The sequence below is a fragment of the Dyadobacter frigoris genome (genome assembly GCF_005280585.1).
Taxonomy (GTDB): Bacteria; Bacteroidota; Bacteroidia; order Cytophagales; family Spirosomataceae; genus Dyadobacter; species Dyadobacter frigoris.
The window spans coordinates 462815-482987 of sequence record NZ_SZVO01000001.1 but is presented as its reverse complement, the minus strand read 5'-3'; the positions used below and the strand labels follow the sequence as shown (position 1 = coordinate 482987).

Below are 20173 nucleotides of genomic sequence, written 5' to 3'. Positions count from 1 at the left end.
TCTTTCTCCGAACTTCTCTATTCTAATTTTGGAGATATGGTTGGAAACAGTAATTAGCGAGGTAAGGCGTAATCTTTATTGGTACGACGACCTTTAATATCGGTTGTTGAGGCCAACTAAAATAAAAGAACCAAATTAAACGCAGACGAGACAAAACCTAAAAAAAACAAATCAATACTAATAAAAATGTTCGACTGATGTTCGACTAGACAAAAAAGACACTTACAATTTAACTTGTAAGTGTCTTATAATCAGTGTCGGGATGACAGGATTTGAACCTGCGACCTCTTGCACCCCATGCAAGCACGCTACCGAGCTGCGCCACATCCCGTGATATTCCAAGGCTGCAAAAATAATTAAAAAAAACACAGAGTAAAAAGAGATTTTGAAGAGTTTCACAGAGTTTTTATTTATTAAATAATCTCTGTGAAACTCTGTGTAAACCTCCCCCTAACTCTGTGTTTAAATAACTCTGCGTTTAAACAAACAGATTAAATACTCTCGTTTTGCCAGTTTGGATTGATGACTTCCTGTTTGCCTTTACGGAACCATTTATCGCGTACTTTTTCGTTGACGTAATACATACACGGAACGAGTAGAAGTGTCAGGATGGTTGAGAAGGTAAGTCCCATGATGATCGTCCAGGCGAGGATATTCCAGAATACGGAACTCGCTCCACCTGTCACCACGTTAGGCGTAAAATCCCGGAATAGCCCTACAAAATCCAGCGTAATACCGAATGCAAGCGGAATCAGACCCAGTACCGCCGCCGAAGCCGTCAGCAATACAGGCGTCAGACGAATTGCGCCGCCTTCGATGATCGCATTGCGCAGCGGATAACCGCGTCCACGAAGTTCATCGATAAATTCAATGAGCAGAATCCCGTTTTTCACCACAATACCGGCCAGTGCAATGATACCTACACCGGACATAATCACGGAGAATGTTTTATCAAAAATCACGAAACCAAGCAATACCCCGATCAGCGAAAGCACAATGGTAAAGAAGATGATCAGCGGTTTCACGACCGAGTTAAACTGCGTAGCCAGGATCAGGTAAATCAGTAAAATCGCTGCACCGAACGCGCCGGTTAAGAAGTTCATGGATTCGGCCTGGTCTTCCTGCTCACCACCCATTTTCACGGTATATCCGCTTGGTACTTTCACGTTATTTACCAGTTCCTGGATCTGGGCCACAATGTCATTGGCGTTATATCCCGGCAATACATCGGAGCTCAGCGTTACAATGCGCTGCTGATCTTTCCGGTTAATCTGGCTGAATGTTGTCGAGTAAGAAATGTTGGCTACGGAGGTAATCGGAACCTGACGAAGCGCGCCGCCGGAATTCATATCACGGTATACAATATTCAGACTCAATAATCTTTCAATCTGCTGACGGTCGTCTTTTTTCAAACGGACCATGATCGGATATTCATCTTTCGCATCACGGAATTTGGAAACTTCCAGACCAAAAAGTGCCGTACGGATCGACAGCGCAATCTGCGAAGAACTGATCCCTTCACGCTGTGCTTTTTCACGGTCGATATCAATCGTGATTTCCGGCTTGTTTGTTACCAGATCGGATTTCAACTGGTCAATTCCTGCGATACCGGAGTTTTGTACACGTTTCAAAAGATCTTTTTCCAATACCTGCAATTTCTCAAAATCGTCACCTGAAATTTCAATCGAAATCGGCTTTCCGGTTGGAGGACCGGTACTTTCACGTTCTACGGAAATTTCAGTACCGGGAATTCCGGCTACGGCGTCACGTACTTTGGTAAGCAATTCCTGCGTCGAGCGACCGTCACGGGATTCACTTTTCACGAAAGCAACCGTCACTTTGGACTTATGCGGCGTCGCGGAACGGTCCGGGTTATTCGGATCACCCGCATTTTTACCAACGTTGGAAATGACCGAGTTCACGATATTCATCGCTTTCTCTGTTTTCAAAACCGAGAACACACGTTTTTCAATCACTTTGGTAATCGAATCCGTTGTAAGGGCATCCGTTCCCGAAGGCAGTTTGTTATACACATAAATGTAATCCGGATCACCGCTTGGGAAGAATTGCACTTCCGGTTTGGCAATACCGACAATGATAAACGTCGCAATCAAAAGAACGACCATCGAAATAATCGCGAATACCGGACGGTACCCTTTGATCAGCCAGGTGATCAGTTTTTTATAATTATTTTTAAGCGCCGGAAGCAATTTGTCCTGGAAAGGAACAAGGATTTTCGGCGTCAGGATGTAATGGTTGAAAACAAAAAGTACGAGTAAAATCGCAAAGAAATTTCCGATTCCACGATCCACAAAATAACCAACCACCGCTATCGCACCCAAAATCAGCATCGGCCGAATGATCGCCTTAATGCTTGTATCGTGTTTTTCTTTCTCGTCTTCATGACGACCCATGAACGTTACGGCAAAAACCGGGTTGATCACATAAGCTACAAAAAGCGAAGACATCAGCGTCAGGATTAGCGTCAGTGGCAGGAATTTCATAAAGTCCCCGACAATTCCCGGCCAGAAAAGCAGTGGAAAAAACGGTGCGATCGTTGTCAGTGTACCAGAAAGTACGGGTACGAAAACTTCACCCGCAGCAGCTTTTACGGCCTGCTGGATCGTCCAGTCCTTATGATTGTTGAACAAACGGTGGGTATTTTCAATAACCACAATCGCATCATCCACCACAAGACCAATCCCGAGCAGGAAGGCAAAAAGTACGATTGTGTTCAAGGTGAAAGAAGTACCGATCAACGGCCCTAACACAGGCATTAATACAAATGCAACCAGCGCAGAAAGTGGTACGGAAAGTCCGATGAAAATTGCATCACGGATACCCATGAAAAACATCAGTACCAAAACCACGAAGATAAAACCGATGATAACCGTATTGATCAGTTCATGCAAATCCGCCCGGGTACGTTCCGACTGATCGGCCGTGATCCGGATATCCAGTCCTTGCGGTAATTCGGATTCCTTCATTTTGTCGATGATCACTTCAATATCATCAGCCGCTTTTACCAGGTTGGAACCGGCTCTTTTGATAACGTTCAGCGTGATTACGGATTTGTTGTCCAGACGGGCAAAATCAAGTTGTTCTTCAAAGCTGTCTGTCACTTCTGCCACGTCGCCAAGCCTTACCACCGCGCCTGTTCCGGTACGGATACGCAGGTTCGCAAGTTGGGTCATGTTCAGGAATTCACCTTTTACACGTAACGTACGACGCACATTTCCAACTTTCAAATCACCACCCGAAACGTTAATATTTTCACTTTGAACGGCATTTTGAATATCGGTAAAAGTCAAACCGGTGGATTGCATACGAGGCAGATCCAGATTGATCTGGATCTCACGGTTTAGTGCACCAACGATATCCACACGGCTGATTTCCGGCATCGCTTCAATCGCATCCTGCAAATCTTCAGCGTATTCCTTTAATTGTTTTAGTGAATAATTACCAGCCAGGTTAATGTTCATGATCGGGAATTCCGAAAAGTTTACATCCTGCGCCGTCGGACCAGAATCCAGTTCCTGCGGCAAATCCTGTTTGGCCTTATCAATGGCATCACGCACACGCTGCAAAGCATCAGAAACGGGAACGTCCGGCGTAAATTCCACCAGAATTACTGAAACGTCCTGCAAGGCATTTGACTTGATATGTTTTACGCCATTGATAGACTTTAACTGCTTTTCAATGGGTTTGTTAATTGTATTCTCCACATCGGCGGGAGCGGTACCAAAATAAACCGTGTTGATATAGATCTGCGGTATTTTGATATCCGGAAACTGCTCTTTCGGCAGGTTGTTGTATACCACAAAGCCTGTCAACGTAATGATAAACGTAAAGATGTAAATCGTCGTCCGATTCTCTACGCACCAGTTGGTGAAACTGAGGGTTTTATGATCTTCAAATTTCATGGGTATGCTAGCTGAAAGTGAATTTTAGTACGAAATCGTTTGTCCGTCAGAAACTTCCTGATATCCGGTGGTGATAATTTCGTCTCCTGCCTGTAAGCCTTCCGTTATTTCAATTTTTCCGTTGTAAATCAAACCTGTTTTCACAATTTTCGATTTCGCTTTTTTCTTTCCGCCTTCGTTTACCGCGACATAAACAACCTGTCCTTTTTCCGTTCCCTGAATAATATTCTGGTCAACGATCAACGCGTTTTTCTTCGTCGCATCATTGATCTGGACTTTCGCAACCATGTTTGGTTTCAAAGCAGGGCTTGAAGGCAGATTGGCTTCAATAATAAAGGTGCGGCTTAATGGATCAACCGTTGTTCCAACAAAAGAAACTTTTGCCGTGTAATCTTTATTCAAATCAGGAAAAGTGATAAGAATTTCATCACCGCGTTTTACACTCGCAGAATAGGTATCAGAAACTTTGGCAACAACTTTTAGATTTCCAAGATTAACAACCCGGAAAAGACCCATACCGGGTGCAGCCGTTTCACCAACTTTTACATTTACCTGATCCACAACACCGGAAATCGGAGCGGAAACCCGGGATTGAGAAAGCTGCGTATTCAAAGTAGAAAGTTTCTTTTCAAGTCCTTCTTTATTATTCTGAGCTTGTAAAAACTGGATTTCAGTACCGATTTTCTGGTCCCAAAGATTTTTCTGTTTGCTAAAAATCGTTGTAGCCAAAGTCAGCTGGCTTTTAACTTCTTCAATACTTTCGCGCAAAATGCTGTCATCAACTTTCGCCATGGCACTGCCAGCTTTCACCTGATCGCCTTCACGAACATAAACCGCCATGATCACACCACCGGATTTCGGCGTTACCATCACACTGTTTTTCGCATCGATCGAACCTTGCAATTCAACATAATGACTTAAAGTACCGGCTTCAAGTGGTTTAACCGTTACAATTTTTATATTGGTTTCAGCTCTTTTTGTCGTGTCAAGCTTCGCTATTTCCGATTCAAGTGCTTTTATTTTTTTCTCTGTTTCGCTTTGTTCTGTTTTAAGCTTGGTCAGTTCTTCTTTTTTTCCTGCCAATCCTTCCTTTTTCTCCCCCGAGCAAGAAGCCAGCAAAGCAGCAGCGATTGTGATTGATAAAATATGTGTTTTCATAATAAAATTTTAATTGTTAATGGTAAACTGTGGATAGTAATTGCTAATAAGCCAGAACTCGTTAACGAGCGGCCATTAACAATTAACCCTTAACCGCACCGGCGGCCCGGCATTAATCATTATAAAGCTCTCCTTTCGCTTTGCTCAGATCAACCTTAGCGATCAACATATCATAAAGCGCAGAGAAATAATTCGTTTGTGCTTCCTTGTAAGCTGATTCCGCGTTGATGACTTCAATGTTTGAACCAACACCTTCTTTGTATTTGATTTTGGTAACCCGAACCACTTCCTTAGCCAGATCAACATTTCTTGTCTGCGTTTCCAAGGTTGCGAAAGCATTTTTTATGTTGATAGCGGCTTGTTTGGACTGCATATCAATGGTTTGTTCAAGAAGGCTTTGGTTTAGCTTAACTTTATTGAAAGCCACTTTTTTCTGATCAACCTGATATTTTTTTGTAAATCCGTCAAAAATCGGAATGTTAACATTCAGCGCTAACACCGAATTATTGAACCATTGTGTTCCAAATAAATCAGGAAGTGTATTTTTACCATTATTATGTCCATAACCGAAAGAAGCAGAAACGGTTGGTAAATAACCGCTGCGAATGTTTTTCAAGTCCAATCCCGCCAATTTGAGTTGCGTGTCCAGCAAAGAGTATTCAATTCGGCTGTTGTAGTTTACTTTATAATCTGAAAAATCTGCCCTTAAAGTTTCAATATTCAGATCATCCACTTTATCGGTCAGTTTAATCGGCTTGTCAAGCGACATGCCCATCTGGTATTTTAATAAAGTATAACTCAGTTCAATCAGATTCTGCACTTTCTGACGTTCCGTTACAAGATTATTGATCTGAACTTCCAGACGATTGACGTCCAGCAATTCAACAAATCCGCTTTCATTCATCACCTTGGTTTCACGTCTTGATGAATCCACACGGCTGATATTCAGATCCAGTACCTTAGCACGTTCTTCCGAAACCTGAACAGAATAGTAAGCCTTGGTAACGGCTTCCGCTACCGTAACTTTTGACTGCGTTACATTCTTGCTAGCCAGTTCACGGTATGTAGCAGCTGCTCTTAAACCAATGAAATAAGATCCGCTAAAAATGAGCTGGTTTAAAGTTGCCGAAGCGCTTCCTGAATATCTTACACCAAATTGCACTGCTACCGGTGGCGCATCAGGAGATGCATTCTGATCGGCAAAGTTGGCGGGAAGGAAAACGCGCTGGATAATGACGTTATCGCTCAAATTGAAATTGGCGGCCAGCTGAGGCAAACCTGCACCCCGCACCTCGCCGATTCTGGCTTCCGCAGAAATGGCATCCAATTGCGTGCTTTTTACATTCAGGTTATGTTTAATGGCATAGTCCACGGCTTCTTTGACCGTAAAACCCGCCTCCTGCGCTTTCACAGAGATGAGACTTAAAAACATCGCGAGGGATAAAATCCCGCCGCGAATCAATGTTTCATTTTTCATGGGTAATAGATGTTGCTGATTCTTCAATATATTTAGTATAGTATTTAAATCCTTTTTCAGTCAGAATTCCGTGTAAAAAATGGTGGACAAATTCCATTTGAACGTTCATCATATTGAATTTATCTGCCGGGTAAATTTCTGGATCGAGTGCCATCAGTACCTGCTCAATTCTGAGAATCGATAACATATCAACGTTGATATCTTTTCTGTAAAGTTCTGTTTCAACACCCTCAATAAGATTTTCACGAATTTCTTTGATGATATAATCGTGTTTGTACCGATGAAACAAGTCCCATGCATGCGGGTGATATTTTTTCAGATCATGGAAAACCACCGGGTTCATATGTGCCAGAGAAACCCGCATATAGTCCGCTCCCAGAATCATTTGTGCAACAGGATTCAGTTTGTCTTCATCCATTTTATCCATCTGGCATTTCTGGGTTTCCAGCTCTTGTTCTATTACCAATATTACAATTGCTTCTTTATCCGGAAAATGCTGATAGATCGTCCGTTTGGAAATACCGAGATCCTTCGCGATATCGTCCATCGTCACGCTTTTGATGCCGTAGCGCCAAAAGAGTTTGAATGCTTCTTTTATAATTCGTTCTTTCACAGAACAAAGTTGAAATTTTCCAATGATAAAAACTATGAAAACTTTAATAATGTTTAAAGTTTTCTCTCAATTTTGTACTTATTTCTCTTATTAAAAGGCAAATGTATATTTAATGATTTATTAATTTACTGATTATTAAATTGTTAACTCTGCTTCATAACTTTGGGGTCGAAATTTTCAACATTCTATGTCAGTCAGTTACTCATTTTCAACCGAAACTAAGCTCAATGACAAATTGTAATTTATTGATATTTAATAATCTTAAATAAATAATTTCATTGACCCGAATTCGAAGTTGAAAATGTCTTTTTCGGTTATAAACCATAATTCAAAGTAAGTGACAGCCCTTAAAAGAAGCTATTAGAAAAGTACCAAATGGGCGATTTGAGGTATGAACTTTAAAATATCGGTGATAAAGTAATTGCACGGAATGTTTTAAAGTCAAATGATGTTTGGAAATAATACATATTCTGCCCAAATTTCGGGTCTTTTCTTTTAAGCAAAAAGAGTATTAGAAATAGTGATCTGAACGTTGAAGAGAGAGCCCGAAAGAATGAAAGAGAAAAAAACAAAGTTCAATTATTTATTCAAATCCACTAACTGCTATCCGCGAAAACAAATAAATGAAAAGCTACATTGACCTGATTCAGCAAACGTTCGAGTTCCCAACGATGGAATTTAACGTTGACAAAAATGAATTGCTGTTCAACAATGTACCACTGATGGACATCATCAAGGAACATGGTACGCCTTTGAAACTTAATTATCTGCCCAAAATCGGTGAACATATTGGCAATGCGAATATGTTTTTCAAAAATGCATTTAAGCGTCATAATTATAAGGGAACTTATACTTATTGTTATTGTACCAAATCCTCGCATTTTAGTTTTGTGCTGGAAGAGGCCCTGAAACACAATATACACCTTGAAACTTCGTCGTCTTTTGATATTCCGATTATCCGGGAATTATACCGTCGCGGCAAGATCAGTAAGTCAACTTACATTCTTGCAAACGGCTATAAAAGACCACTTTATACCCAATATTTAAGTGAGCTTATCAACGAAGGTTTCAATGTTATTCCAATTCTGGATAACCTGAAAGAAATTGAATTTTACGAGCAGCAGGTTACGGCTGATACCGTGAATTTTGCCATGCGTATTGCGACGGACGAAGAACCGAATTTTGCTTTTTACACGTCTCGTCTTGGGATTCGTTACAATGATGTGCAGCAATTGTATAAGGATAAAATCGAGAACAATCCTCGTTTTAAACTTAAAATGCTACACTTCTTTATCAATACCGGCATCAAAGACAGTGCATATTACTGGAGTGAATTGACACGATTCATGTTCAAGTACTGTGAAATGCAGAAAATTTGTCCTGAGCTGGATTCTATCGATATTGGAGGCGGACTTCCAATCCAGACTTCGTTACAGGCTGGATACGATTATCAGCAAATGATTGATGAGATCATTGAAAATATTCAGTGGATATGTAACAAAAATAATGTTCCGGTTCCTCATATTTTCACAGAATTCGGAAGTTATACGGTTGGAGAAAGTGGCGCGGTGATTTACGAGATTATTGATAAAAAACTGCAAAATGATAAAGAACTTTGGTATATGATCAACGGATCATTTATTACACAGCTTCCTGATTCATGGGGTATGAACCAGAAATATATCATGCTTCCGATCAATAACTGGGATAGCCCATATCAAAAAGTTAACCTCGGCGGTCTGACTTGCGATTCGCAGGATTTCTATAACAGTGAAATGCACAGTGCGGATTTGTATATGCCGATTTTTGAAGAAGAAGCTGAAAAACAATACATTGGATTTTTCCATACCGGCGCTTACCAGGAATCCCTGGGTGGTTATGGCGGAATTCAGCACTGTCTGATTCCGGCTCCAAAACATGTTTTGATAGACCGTGATGAGGAAGGGAAAATCGTTACCAAAGTTTTTGCAGAAGAACAGGACAGCGATTCGATGCTGAGAATTTTGGGGTTCAAAGATGAGTCTTTTGTTACACCAATAATTAAGGATGAGGTTCCTTCTGAAACGGAGGAAGAACTGGTTGAAACAAAAATTTGACGAAATATATAACGTTCTTTGAATGAGTTCGTTACTTTTACGAATTCATTCAAAGAAATAAGTTTTAAAACCTGACGTTACTATACTACTCTAAAAAAAATATATGAAAAAGGTATTCCTTCTTTTGGCAATTTGCGGTACGATTGGTTTTGCATCTTCATGCACAAAACATCAGTGTCCAGCTTACGGATCTGCTGTGAAAGTTCAGAAACAGCCGGTTAAAGTACGCGCTTAGTAGTTTGAGCTAAAATTATTTTTGCCGCTTCAAATAAACTGACAGCGGTGTAATCCCCTGCTGAAGTCTCATTTTCAGGAATAATATGAATTGTCTTTAAGCCAACTTTATGTCCGGCTTCCATATCTCTTGACCGGTCTCCGATCATCCATGATTGGGTTGTATCAATATCATATTTTGCTATCGCTTTTTCAAGCATCAGAGAATCCGGTTTACGGGAAAGTGATTTCCCTGTGAAATCAGGATGTGAAGGTGCAAAGTAAATGTCATCCAGAGCATTTTCAGAAATTTCCTGCATTTTTTCATGGATCGCATAAACCGCTTCTGAGCCATACATTCCTTTTGCGATTCCTGCCTGATTGGTAATCACAATCAATAAAAAACCAGCTTCTTTCAATAATTCCAAAGCTTCCGGCATTCCCTCAGGAATTACGAGATCATCCAGTTTATGTAAATAATCACTAAGATCTTCATTCAGAACACCATCACGATCAAGGAAAACGCACTTTGTTGTTTGGGACATGGAGATTTTTTAGGTTACACAGAGGAACACAGAGTATAGGGGAGAGCCACAGAGTTATAATAAAAAAACACCTCTGTGTCCCTCTTTTTAACTCTGTGGTTCTCTGTGTCCCTATTATACAGCTGAGTATTCTTTTACGGCTTCGATGAAACATCTTACTTTATCTGGCTGCATATCCGGGTAAACGCCGTGGCCTAAGTTGGCGATGTAACGTTGGGTTCCGAATTGGCTTACCATTTTCTTCACTTCTGCTCTGATTTGATCAAAGGAAGAATAAAGTACGCATGGATCAAGATTCCCTTGTAATGTTTTAGTTGGAATTAACTGACGGGATTCAGTGATGTCCATATTCCAGTCTAGTCCTACAACTGCGCAGTTCAGTTTGCCAATTTCTTCTCTTGCAAAAAATGCTCCTTTGGCAAAAACCGTAACAGGGGCTTCGGTAATTGCGTCGCAGATTTGTTTGATATAAGGAAGAGAGAAAGTTTTGTATTGTTCCGGCGAAAGAATTCCTGCCCATGAATCAAAAATCTGGACAAGATCGGCACCGGCCGCGATTTGTGCTTTCAGGTAAGCGATTGTGCTGTCTGTTATTTTTTGTAATAACAAATGAGAAAACTCCGGATCAGCGTAAAGGTGTTTTTTCGCAACTGAAAAAGTCTTGGAGCCTTTTCCTTCTGTCATATAACAGAAAATAGTAAATGGTGCACCTGCGAAACCAATTAAAGGAACACGGTCGGCCAGGCCAGTTTTTGTAAGACGAATCGCTTCCAGAACATAACCCAGGTCATTTTCAGGATCAGCAATTCTTAGCTTGTCCAGATCCGCAATGGTATTAACGGTTGTTGGAAAGATCGGACCCTTTTGCTCCGCCATTTCGTAAGGCAAACCCATTCCTTCTGGAATTACGAGAATGTCTGAAAATATAATGGCGGCATCAACGCCCAATAAATCAACAGGTTGTATGGTAACTTCGGCTGCAAGTTCAGGTGTTGTAGCTAGCTGGATAAAACTTCCGGCTTTTTCACGAACGGCACGATATTCAGGTAAAATACGTCCGGCCTGACGCATCATCCAAACGGGTGTGCGCTCTACATTTTCTCCACGCGCTGCCCGAAGCAAAAGATCATTTTTCAATTTCATGCGGCAAAGGTAGGAATTATAGGATAAAGGAATGAACTTAAATATCAGAATTACCGAAGTGTTTTCCCTGTTTTTTGAATTCAATATTCTAATTTTGGGTGATTGTTATTTTAAAATCAAATTACGGCGTTATACGTTGTTTCCCTGAAAAACCCTCTTATTTTTTATTATGTCAACAATTAGCCGGACGTTAAGAGCATTGCTGTTACTTCTCATTATTTTTTCATGCGGAAAAGAAAATAAGAAGGGAACTTCCGGAAATAAGGACGAAGAAAAACAACAAGCGCAGGAATCGGTTATTCTGACGGATTCGGTTAATCTCAAAATTCCTGAAATGGTTGCCAGGATTATATCATTCCTCAGTCACAGCCGGATATCCCCCTCCTACTTAAAGATCTTGCATTAAAAATTGCGGTTAACAATCCGCAGGTTATCAAAGCTTTGGGTTATGAACCGGGTGAAGAAGAAGCGTTATTGGCGAATACGAAAACCGCTTTGAACAATATAAGGTGCGAACAAAGTATGAGCGGACCGATGTTTGTGCCGGTTAAGAAATAATCATTTCAATATTGAACAAAAATTGAGACTATGAAATACATTACCCGTTTATTCTTTATGCTTTCTCTTGCCGTTTTTTCCTCTTGTGAAGAAAAAATGACGAAGGGAGAAATCGCTCAGATAGGCATTGCCTCTTGCAGGACTTTGGCACCTTTTATTAAAGGATTAGGTTTTGATCCGACGCGATCAGGATTTTCAACAAATGAGCCGACGATCATGGGGCTTGTTTTGGTTCAGTTCCCGAGAAATCAGGCGGATTCTGCAAGTAGAAAAACATATCAGGACCGCAGTTGGGCAAAATATGGCTGGATGGGTGGCATAACTTCCGACATTGATGGAAGTGCTTATACGGCACCGCTTCCAAAAGTTAACACACTGGATAATCCGCTAAGCCAGATGAACAAAATCTATAAAGTAGATTCTGAAACAGGTAACATGGCCGTCCTTTCAGAACTTCCGAAACCGGATAGTGTTGCAGGTGTTGTTCCATTTGCTGTTTTGGGAATTTATTATGATTGTCACGGAAAGAAATTATACGCAAGCAGTGTAGCCGGAAGTACACGTGACGAGGAAAAAGGCGTGATCTATGTGGTTGATCCTGAAAATGGAGATGTCGTTGATAAGCTGGAAGGTCATGATGCCATTGCCGTTTTTGTGGGTGGCATCACAGGTGAAAAACGTCTATACTTTGGTAGTGCGCGTTCATCAAATATTTATTCGATCGAACTGACTAAAAGCGGAAAGTTTAAAGGTGATGTCAGAAAAGAATGTTCGCTTGAAAACCTTGGACCACGTGGTGATGATAAAGCCCGCCGGATTCGTTTTGACGAAAATGGTAATATGATGGTTTTTGGTGTTGAGTTTAATTACAGCCTGGCAGCTCAAAGTGAAAAAGCAGAAACTTCATACCAGTTTGCTTACGACAGAGATACAAAAAAATGGATTACCATTCAGGGACGCTAGTTGTGCGCGGCGGAAGCGTTAATTCTCCGAAAGAAGTGATCCATATTTATGCAGATGGCGGACGGAATATTGTTTCAGGGCCGGATCGTGGTGAAGGGAGGTTACATCAATTCTATGGCAAAAGGATTTCCGGTTTTTCCATAACCCGTGAAGAAGAAAAAGACCTTATCAATTTCCTGTGTGTCTTAACGGATTCAACGGTATTGGGTAATCATCATTTTGCGAATTCATGGAGGATGCAACTCTAATAATCAGAATAATGATACAAAATATTGCCACTAATTGAATAAATTTTTCTATTGCATTCATGTTAATATTTGAGAGATACACTATATGTGGCAATATTGGTTTTGTCCTATCGAATTATTTCTATTTGATTGAAGTATCTGCCTGATTACATTTTCAGTTTTTAAGAAATTAGTTCTATGCTACGAAAATGTAATTTTTGTATAGAAATTACTCTACAAATTAGTAGAAAATTCCGACTTTAAAAGTAGTAATTTGTTTGTTTTCCAACAATTCTTTGAATTGTCATATTCTGCATTAATCTTCTCACTTTATTTTTCTTACTTTTGAATCGAAATATTTCATATGTGCTTAGTATATTTTCGATTAGGCATTAGCAAAGTCTTCACACACATTTTTCTCGTTAGTATATTCATTTTCAAAACCCGTCTATCATTTTAGATTCGTGCTATGTTTAAATCATAGTGAGCCAATTATAAGCACACCTGCTAACATATTACTTTAGATGCTCCAAGAATTTTGACAGATATTTCTTTGGTGATGATTTGTGGCAATATCTAAAATGTTACCGCGGGTTACTTTTCGTTTGTGTGTAATTGGAAATGTTTTAAACAGTTGCTGTTCTCAACAATTTGAAAGTCTTCAACAATCAAATCATTTTATGTAAATAATTTTTATGAAACCTTTCTCAAAAATCTCTTTATCCCTGTTTTTGGCGTTTGCCAGTATAAACGCCATAGGGCAGACGTTGCCCGTTCTTCCTGCTCCGGATTATAGCGGTAATCATGACGCGCAAATTAGTGGTACTGTCACCATTGGAGGTACACAGGTTGTTCCCGGTATCCTTGCACGCCTTACCCGTGTGGTTCCTGGTGGTGATAACATTATTGTGTCTTATGCCATTAGTGATGCGAATGGAGAATTTACATTAGCCGGCAGGTCAGGGATTAGTTATATTGTAGACTACGAGTTTCCAACAAGTGGTTTTACAACTCAAACTGCAAATCCATCCACTGCATTTATTGCATCTACGGGCGCAAATACAGTTTCAGAAGGTGGATTGACTTTAACTAGAAAGACAAATACAATTACTAATTGTAACGTCTCGACATCAACATTAACACCTTTTACCAACCAATCTGTAGCTGTTGATAAGGCTATACCAATTAATCCGTCAGCAACCTTGTCAAGCGTTCAGGTGTTTTCGTCATCGCTGGTTTCCAATCCTACAATTGTAGTATCAACAACGACGACTTCACAAATTCAAAAATTGATTATCGGTGCCAGTGTTAAAATTGGAAATCCGTTTTCTTCTGCAACTTTATCTAATCTTGTTACAACTAAGGTGTTTGCCAATGATGAAGATGAAAATGTAGATAATCAAAATCCGATTGACATTTCGGCAGGATCATCGCTATCTTATTTTGACATTACTTCCGGCAAAACAAGTACTACCAATATTGCCAGCTTTAGTCCAAATTACATTGGAACCGGAACTGTAACATTTCCAATATCGGGTACCGCTTCTAAAACCATTACGAATTCAGGCGGAAATACTTCCAGCCAGGAAGTGACTTCTGCACTTGGAGGAGTTTGTCTTATTTACACGTATACAATTGATCCTTTACCAGTAACGCTTGCTAGTTTTTCGGCGAAGGTTCAATCCTCTGAAATCAATAAAAGTGTTGCTCTAAAATGGAGTACTACACAGGAAACAAACAGCGACTACTTTGGAGTGCAGCGCAGTACAGATGCAAAACAATGGAGCGATCTTGGGAAAGTGTTAGCGAGTAATGAAAGTTCGGAATTTAAAAATTATCAATTTATTGATTCCGCACCAAAGGGTAATACCAATTACTATCGGTTAAAAATGGTTGACAGAGACGGTACATACGCATATAGCCGCATCGAAACTATATCACTTGATGGAAATGACCTGGCTGTAACGGTTTATCCAAATCCTGTATCGAATGAACTTTTTGTGACGGACGTTTCATCTCAAACAATTAAAGAACTGGTAATTATTAATTCAAACGGACAATTGGTTCACCAGTCAAACTCGATTTCTCCTACTGAGGGAATCAACGTAAAAGGACTGTCAAATGGATTATATATTGTAAGGGTTTTAAGAACTGACGGTACTCAAAATTCGAACAAAATTGTCATTCGCCACTAAAATATAGTTAGGAGACGATCTCTAATTAAAGTATTTGTTACCAGTTCAGTGAATTTTTTTTATAATTTTTGAAAGAAGACTGTCTCGGTTTGAGGCAGTCTTCTTTTTTTGTCAAATCGTATAAAAAGATCAAAATATTTTCACTTCAAATGCCATTATTTTGTGAGATACAATGATCTTTGTGGTTACCCATTTATTAAAGGATGTTTTATAATGTTGGAAGAATTAAGGAGAATTGCTTTTAGGTTTCAGATTGACCCTCAACAAACCGCCGGACATACGGCCAGATTATCTTCCGTTATCACGGTTTTAAATAATTTCAATACTTCATTTCTGAATTTTATTGAAATAGAATTTTTGAAGAATGACAAGTTCAGGGCTGCTTATGAGAAATCGCCTAAAGTGTTGGACGGGCTTAAAAAAGAACTGGAATTATTGGTTGTTGATCTCAAATTCAGCAGTTTCGAAGCCGCGGTGGCTTCCAATATTGTAGAACCGCCAAGCCTTTTTACGACCGATATTGACGATTGGAAAAGGAACGCATTTTCAGAATATAAGAAGAACATTTTGTTCGGAAATTTTGAAGAGCCGCAATATATGAATCAGGCAATCAGTAAATATTCACCCGAAGAAAGAAACCGGATATACAAACCGCTTTTCACTGCGTCGTCTTCTGACAGGCCATTTAAGCTTTTCCTGATTGATGCAAAAGGTAAAAAATTGAACCTAAGACAACCCGATAAAAGTTTTACTGATTTATATTTTCCAAAAAAGGAAAAGGTAAAAAAGAGAAAACCGTTTATCGCTTTGCTAAAATATATGCCAAAATCGGGGGAAATGATGCTTCGGCTGATCTGAGTAAAAAGGACATCAAAAAGGTTCTTTTGATCGAGGAAATGGAGCATGGAACGTACCCTTACAGTCCGGAGATCATTAAGTATGACGAAAAATTATACGTTCTGCACGATAAGCTGAATTGTGATGTAAACTTCGAAAACCAGGCTTACGTGATTGCATTTCAGCCGCTGGATATTTGTGTGTGGGGAGCAACGCGGGAGGAAGCTGAGGCAGCGTTTAATTTTACTTTCCATGCCTTATATCAAAATTTTGGTATAGAAGCCGATGAAGTGCTCTCAGACGAGGCGATTATTCTGAAAAATAAATTGTTGACCATTGTTAAGGCGATCAAATGAAAGCGAGAAAAAGTAAAGATATACAGAGAGCATTACAAAAACAGGGTTTTGAATCATTCTCGGAAAAAGACCATCACCAGTTGCATTATCTGGTTGTTGATGGTAAAAAACAAGCTGTTTTTACATACGTGGGCAAAGCACAGCTAAGTCCGGAGTTGATGGAAACAGTTTCCAGTCAATTAAAATTGTCGGATGAGAAAATGGCCGATAGTTTTTTTTCTGGTAGGCTGAATGGAGAAAAATATATTGGAATGTTGAAAGAGAAAGCGCTTATAAACTAATTGGTTGAACTTGGCTAGTAGGACGTGGTTCTCATTTTACCAGGTGCGGAGCACCGTAATACTTGTAGCAACGGAATAGCAAATTTTAAGGTTTAGGTGCAGCGCACCGCAATATTTATTAATCAAAAGAGAACGCCACACGACGTTCTCTTTTGATTTTAAACCCTTTATAAATCCTAAAAATGAAAATTCACGCCAACCAAAAAATTTCGTCCCGCTTGCGGGAAATAGAAATTCTCCTGTGTCAAAGCGCCTCCGCTGATGTAGCCATAAGTATATCCGTTCGACTCATAACGTTCACTAAAAATATTGTTCAGCAAGAAATTGAACGAGATTTCCTTGATCCACTTTGGTTTGACCGTATAAGTTAAGCGAAGATCATTGGTAAAATAAGCATCAAGTCTGCGTGTTTCGCTGGACGTATTATCAAGATATTGTTTGCCGACATATTTTGTCAATAAAGCAAATTCAAGATTTTTCTTCGGGCTGTAAGTAAATTGACTTCCTACAATGATGTTTGGAGAAAAAGAGATATCAGATTTTCCATGATTTACCATATCGTAACCTCCGGTATCATAGTTGACAATATATTCTGTAAAATTGGCAATTTTATTCTGGCTGAATGTTGCGTTGGCGTTCCATTTTAAATGTGAATTAAATGCAACAGCACCTTCCAGCTCAATTCCGGTCCTGTAACTTTTCGGTACATTTACACGGATAGAATTACCAACATCATTGATCTGTCCGGTTAGTACGAGTTGATTTTTGTAATGCATGAGATAGTAATTTGCCGAAATCATCCATTTCCCCTGCTGCATACGAAATCCTGCTTCTACATTATTCAGTCTTTCACTTTGTGGAAAAAGCCGGGTCGTGGACGCGGCAAAATCATCGCGATTTGGCTCTTTATTTCCAACACTATATGAAGCGTAAATCGAACTTTGTGGTGCCAGCTGATAAGTTAAACCCGCTTTTGGATTAAGAAATGAATAGGATTGGTCAAAGTTCATCTGAACCATTTCATTATCCTTCCCATCAATTTTATGACTGACGCGGCGGAACTGCAAATCACCAAAAGCGTTTAGTTTTTCTGTAAACTGATAGTAAAGTTTTCCATAAATGTTAAAGTCTTTTTTGATGCCTTTATTGAAATAATAACGTTGTTCATTTTCAGTGGCGCCCGCATTTCTAGCCCAGACGATTTCTCCGTAATGATCGCCGGTATAATAAGTATAACCACCGCCGACACTGGCTGTCAGTTTTTTGAAACTGTTATAATCCATAGAAAATGTCGATCCATAGAAATAATTATCAAGCCACCTGCGGCGTATCAGATCTGTTCTTGAAATGGTATCACTTCCTGAAATCACATCAGGCAGATTGTAATTACTGAATTTGTCATTTTTACGATATTGCTCATAATAACCTAAACCGCGAACCAGAAAACCGTTTACATTCAAAGTCAGGTTATTTGTTAACGTGTGAGAAGTAACAACCTGATAATGGTCCTGGCGGTAATTATCAACCTCGTTTTTATAAGTGTAAGAATTGTAAGTGCGGTCATTGGAGTTGACCAGATTTTGTGCATCTTTTTCATCCAGTCCGTTACGATCGATGTAGGATAAAATACCTTCACGGTCGCCGCGAAGTTTTGCTTCCGGAACGCCGTTCCAGGATTGATATGTTCTTTCCTTTCCCGAGAATACGTTCACCCGCACAAAACTTTTCCCACCAAAATAAGCACCTGACAGATAATAAGAATGCAATTCAGAAGAGGCTCTATCAACATATCCATCTGAGGAAACACGGGACAGACGGGCGTCAAAAGTGAATTTATCCTTGATTAAACCACTACCAATTTTGAATGTATTTTTGAAAGTATTGAAGGAGCCGTAAGAATTATTAAGTTCTGCATAAGCTTCTTTACGGAATTGGTTTGTACTAATGTTGACAGTCGCACCAAAAGCACCTGATCCGTTTGTAGAAGTTCCTACGCCACGCTGGATTTGAATACTGCTAACGGATGAAGCAAAATCCGGCATATTTACCCAGTAAACACCCTGGCTTTCAGCATCATTGTAAGGTATCCCATTGACAGTAACATTGATACGCGTCGCATCAGTACCGCGAATTCTGATCCCGGTATAACCTACTCCACCGCCGGCGTCACTCGTACTTACCAGCGAAGGTGTGAAATTCAAGAGCACCGGAAGGTCTTGTCCCAGATTTTGTTTGTTCAAAGCTTCCGCAGTTACATTGGTATAAGCCATCCCGGTTTTGTCGGTAACACGCGTTGCATTGACGATGACTTCATCAGCCTGGAAAGTGCTTTTTTGTAGTTTTATTTCAAGCGGTTTTCCCTCACTTAATTTAGCCGCGTCCAGTTTGATCGTTTGATAACCAATGTAGGAAATTTCCAAAGTGCCAATGTTGTCTGAAATATTGCGGAGTGTAAATCTACCGTTGGCATCAGTAGTGGTTCCACGGATTTCTCCTGCCCGGATGGTAGCGCCGGGAAGTGATTTGCCATCTTCCTGATCGGTAACCTGACCGGTTAATGTTTTTTGAGCAAAAACAGATATGCTCAGTAATGTACTGATAACGAGTGTTAAAAGACAGGTCGTAACGTTTCGCATTGCGATCAATAATTGTTACGAACAGGCAAGGGGCCACCTATCCTTTTGGTTCAATAAAAATGGTTATTCGATTCAGCTGACTTTATGAAGCTTGAAAATCAATATATTTTATTGTGATTTTCGCTAGTCCTAAGTTTAGCTTTCTCTTCCTACGCCGGCATTATCCGGATCAGGTAATATGGGTATGATCTCAGCCCGTTAGGTAGGGCACCCCTTTGAGATTATCGTGTAAAGTTAAGTGGTTTGGGCTGGGGAAACAAGGAAAAATAATTATTGCAATTTTTGATTTGCGATTCGCAAATCGTAAATTGCAAATCATAAACTATTAGTATGAAAGATCATAAAGGAATGCGTCCTCAGGATATCGTAGTCTTGCTTGCTATAATCGCTATTGAGCAAAAAGATTGGAACAAAAAGAGTGGGTTACGTTTTATGCATAAAGAAATTCAAAACAAAGACCTAGCGGACTCCTTAAAAATAAGTTCTGCGGAAATATCTGCTTCCCTCTATAGGTCGTCTTTTTCCGGGCTCATAGATAAAAATTCCTATAAGAAAGTATTTGCACAGTCTTTGCTGGATTTTATAAAATTTGGAATAAAATACGTATTTCCGGTACAACCCGGGCCACTGGTAAGAGGCGTACCTACTGCACATTCGGCCCAACCATTAAAAAGTCAGCTTTCATTTCAGGAAGAAATGGTTTGGGAAGATGCGGAGGGAACAGTACGAGGTCAATCGATTATTCCTCTTTACAGCAGCGTTCCTCTTGCAGTTAAAAACAATCCATTATTATATGAGTTACTTGCCCTGACCGATTCCGTCAGAATTGGAGGTGCCAGGGAAAGAGAGCTGGCTATTGCCGAACTTGAAAAACGATTTTTTCAATGATTTATAACAAACATTTGTACGTTAAAAGAATAAGGGAAGTAGCACTAGTGATTCTGGGCATTTT

At 39.9% G+C, this 20173-nt stretch carries 17 protein-coding genes, 1 tRNA gene and 1 riboswitch; of the genes, 10 read left to right on the top strand and 8 right to left on the bottom strand.

Features of this window, described 5'->3' with window-relative positions; genetic code table 11:
* Nucleotides 1-257 precede the first annotated feature (257 nt).
* From FDK13_RS02190 to FDK13_RS02170, 5 genes are all read right to left on the bottom strand, one after another.
* A tRNA-Pro gene (locus FDK13_RS02190) sits at nt 258-331 on the bottom strand.
* Between the two features lie 160 nt (nt 332-491).
* Nucleotides 492-3923: an efflux RND transporter permease subunit gene (locus tag FDK13_RS02185; RefSeq protein ID WP_137338329.1), complete on the bottom strand. Its 3432-nt coding sequence runs from the start codon at nt 3921-3923 to the stop codon at nt 492-494.
* Between the two features lie 24 nt (nt 3924-3947).
* Nucleotides 3948-5081 (bottom strand): efflux RND transporter periplasmic adaptor subunit, encoded by a 1134-nt coding sequence (locus FDK13_RS02180; RefSeq protein WP_137338328.1) that lies wholly within the window; start codon nt 5079-5081, stop codon nt 3948-3950.
* Between the two features lie 112 nt (nt 5082-5193).
* Complete coding sequence (locus tag FDK13_RS02175) at nt 5194-6558, bottom strand: TolC family protein (RefSeq protein ID WP_137338327.1); 1365 nt, start codon at nt 6556-6558, stop codon at nt 5194-5196.
* On the bottom strand, nt 6548-7171 hold the full coding sequence (locus FDK13_RS02170) for a TetR/AcrR family transcriptional regulator (protein WP_229215872.1): 624 nt from the start codon (nt 7169-7171) through the stop codon (nt 6548-6550). Before FDK13_RS02170 ends, FDK13_RS02175 begins: the two co-directional genes overlap by 11 nt.
* Before the next feature lie 623 nt (nt 7172-7794).
* Between FDK13_RS02170 and FDK13_RS02165 the strand changes: the two genes are divergently transcribed.
* The gene (locus FDK13_RS02165) at nt 7795-9267 is read left to right on the top strand and encodes a type III PLP-dependent enzyme domain-containing protein (RefSeq protein WP_137338325.1); all 1473 of its coding nucleotides are present in this window, start codon (nt 7795-7797) and stop codon (nt 9265-9267) included.
* 103 nt (nt 9268-9370) lie between these two features.
* Entirely contained in the window at nt 9371-9502 is a 132-nt protein-coding gene (locus FDK13_RS36355) for a hypothetical protein (RefSeq protein ID WP_262711800.1), read from the top strand.
* Here the strand turns inward: FDK13_RS36355 and FDK13_RS02160 are convergent.
* A complete protein-coding gene (locus FDK13_RS02160) occupies nt 9486-10025 on the bottom strand; it encodes a D-glycero-alpha-D-manno-heptose-1,7-bisphosphate 7-phosphatase (RefSeq protein WP_137338324.1) in 540 nt (179 codons plus the stop codon). The two genes, FDK13_RS36355 and FDK13_RS02160, sit on opposite strands and share 17 nt — an antisense overlap.
* Nucleotides 10026-10139: 114 nt before the next feature.
* Entirely contained in the window at nt 10140-11168 is a 1029-nt protein-coding gene (gene hemE / locus FDK13_RS02155) for a uroporphyrinogen decarboxylase (RefSeq protein ID WP_137338323.1), read from the bottom strand.
* 169 nt (nt 11169-11337) lie between these two features.
* Here hemE and FDK13_RS02150 point away from each other — a divergent pair, with 169 nt between their 5' ends.
* From FDK13_RS02150 to FDK13_RS02120, 7 genes are all read left to right on the top strand, one after another.
* A complete protein-coding gene (locus FDK13_RS02150; protein WP_137338322.1) occupies nt 11338-11574 on the top strand; it encodes a hypothetical protein in 237 nt (78 codons plus the stop codon).
* A gap of 182 nt (nt 11575-11756) precedes the next feature.
* Nucleotides 11757-12689, top strand: a complete 933-nt coding sequence (locus tag FDK13_RS02145) for a YncE family protein (RefSeq protein ID WP_137338321.1) — start codon at nt 11757-11759, stop codon at nt 12687-12689.
* A complete protein-coding gene (locus FDK13_RS02140; RefSeq protein ID WP_137338320.1) occupies nt 12665-12937 on the top strand; it encodes a hypothetical protein in 273 nt (90 codons plus the stop codon). Before FDK13_RS02145 ends, FDK13_RS02140 begins: the two co-directional genes overlap by 25 nt.
* A 674-nt stretch (nt 12938-13611) precedes the next feature.
* Entirely contained in the window at nt 13612-15111 is a 1500-nt protein-coding gene (locus tag FDK13_RS02135) for a T9SS type A sorting domain-containing protein (RefSeq protein WP_137338319.1), read from the top strand.
* 213 nt (nt 15112-15324) lie between these two features.
* Complete coding sequence (locus FDK13_RS02130; protein ID WP_137338318.1) at nt 15325-15969, top strand: hypothetical protein; 645 nt, start codon at nt 15325-15327, stop codon at nt 15967-15969.
* Nucleotides 15970-15995: 26 nt separating this feature from the next.
* Entirely contained in the window at nt 15996-16304 is a 309-nt protein-coding gene (locus tag FDK13_RS02125; protein ID WP_137338317.1) for a hypothetical protein, read from the top strand.
* Nucleotides 16301-16585 (top strand): hypothetical protein, encoded by a 285-nt coding sequence (locus tag FDK13_RS02120; protein WP_137338316.1) that lies wholly within the window; start codon nt 16301-16303, stop codon nt 16583-16585. Before FDK13_RS02125 ends, FDK13_RS02120 begins: the two co-directional genes overlap by 4 nt.
* 176 nt (nt 16586-16761) lie before the next feature.
* Here the strand turns inward: FDK13_RS02120 and FDK13_RS02115 are convergent, their stop codons facing one another.
* Nucleotides 16762-19221 carry a TonB-dependent receptor gene (locus FDK13_RS02115; RefSeq protein WP_137338315.1) on the bottom strand — a complete coding sequence of 820 codons (2460 nt, stop codon included), beginning with the start codon at nt 19219-19221 and terminating at the stop codon, nt 16762-16764.
* Nucleotides 19222-19350: 129 nt separating this feature from the next.
* Nucleotides 19351-19446: riboswitch (TPP riboswitch) on the bottom strand.
* A gap of 105 nt (nt 19447-19551) precedes the next feature.
* Between FDK13_RS02115 and FDK13_RS02110 the strand changes: the two genes are divergently transcribed.
* Nucleotides 19552-20109, top strand: a complete 558-nt coding sequence (locus tag FDK13_RS02110) for a trehalase domain-containing protein (protein ID WP_229215871.1) — start codon at nt 19552-19554, stop codon at nt 20107-20109.
* The last annotated feature ends 64 nt before the right edge of the window (nt 20110-20173 follow it).

Excerpts from the sequence above, each read along its gene's own strand:
- FDK13_RS02185 (WP_137338329.1), bottom strand. The coding sequence starts at position 3,923 with ATGAAATTTGAAGATCATAAAACCCTCAGTTTCACCAACTGGTGCGTA.
- FDK13_RS02180 (WP_137338328.1), bottom strand. The coding sequence starts at position 5,081 with ATGAAAACACATATTTTATCAATCACAATCGCTGCTGCTTTGCTGGCT.
- FDK13_RS02175 (WP_137338327.1), bottom strand. The coding sequence starts at position 6,558 with ATGAAAAATGAAACATTGATTCGCGGCGGGATTTTATCCCTCGCGATG.
- FDK13_RS02165 (WP_137338325.1), top strand. The coding sequence starts at position 7,795 with ATGAAAAGCTACATTGACCTGATTCAGCAAACGTTCGAGTTCCCAACG.
- FDK13_RS36355 (WP_262711800.1), top strand. The coding sequence starts at position 9,371 with ATGAAAAAGGTATTCCTTCTTTTGGCAATTTGCGGTACGATTGGTTTT.
- FDK13_RS02160 (WP_137338324.1), bottom strand. The coding sequence starts at position 10,025 with ATGTCCCAAACAACAAAGTGCGTTTTCCTTGATCGTGATGGTGTTCTG.
- hemE (WP_137338323.1), bottom strand. The coding sequence starts at position 11,168 with ATGAAATTGAAAAATGATCTTTTGCTTCGGGCAGCGCGTGGAGAAAAT.
- FDK13_RS02150 (WP_137338322.1), top strand. The coding sequence starts at position 11,338 with ATGTCAACAATTAGCCGGACGTTAAGAGCATTGCTGTTACTTCTCATT.
- FDK13_RS02145 (WP_137338321.1), top strand. The coding sequence starts at position 11,757 with ATGAAATACATTACCCGTTTATTCTTTATGCTTTCTCTTGCCGTTTTT.
- FDK13_RS02140 (WP_137338320.1), top strand. The coding sequence starts at position 12,665 with ATGGATTACCATTCAGGGACGCTAGTTGTGCGCGGCGGAAGCGTTAAT.
- FDK13_RS02135 (WP_137338319.1), top strand. The coding sequence starts at position 13,612 with ATGAAACCTTTCTCAAAAATCTCTTTATCCCTGTTTTTGGCGTTTGCC.
- FDK13_RS02130 (WP_137338318.1), top strand. The coding sequence starts at position 15,325 with ATGTTGGAAGAATTAAGGAGAATTGCTTTTAGGTTTCAGATTGACCCT.
- FDK13_RS02120 (WP_137338316.1), top strand. The coding sequence starts at position 16,301 with ATGAAAGCGAGAAAAAGTAAAGATATACAGAGAGCATTACAAAAACAG.
- FDK13_RS02115 (WP_137338315.1), bottom strand. The coding sequence starts at position 19,221 with ATGCGAAACGTTACGACCTGTCTTTTAACACTCGTTATCAGTACATTA.
- FDK13_RS02110 (WP_229215871.1), top strand. The coding sequence starts at position 19,552 with ATGAAAGATCATAAAGGAATGCGTCCTCAGGATATCGTAGTCTTGCTT.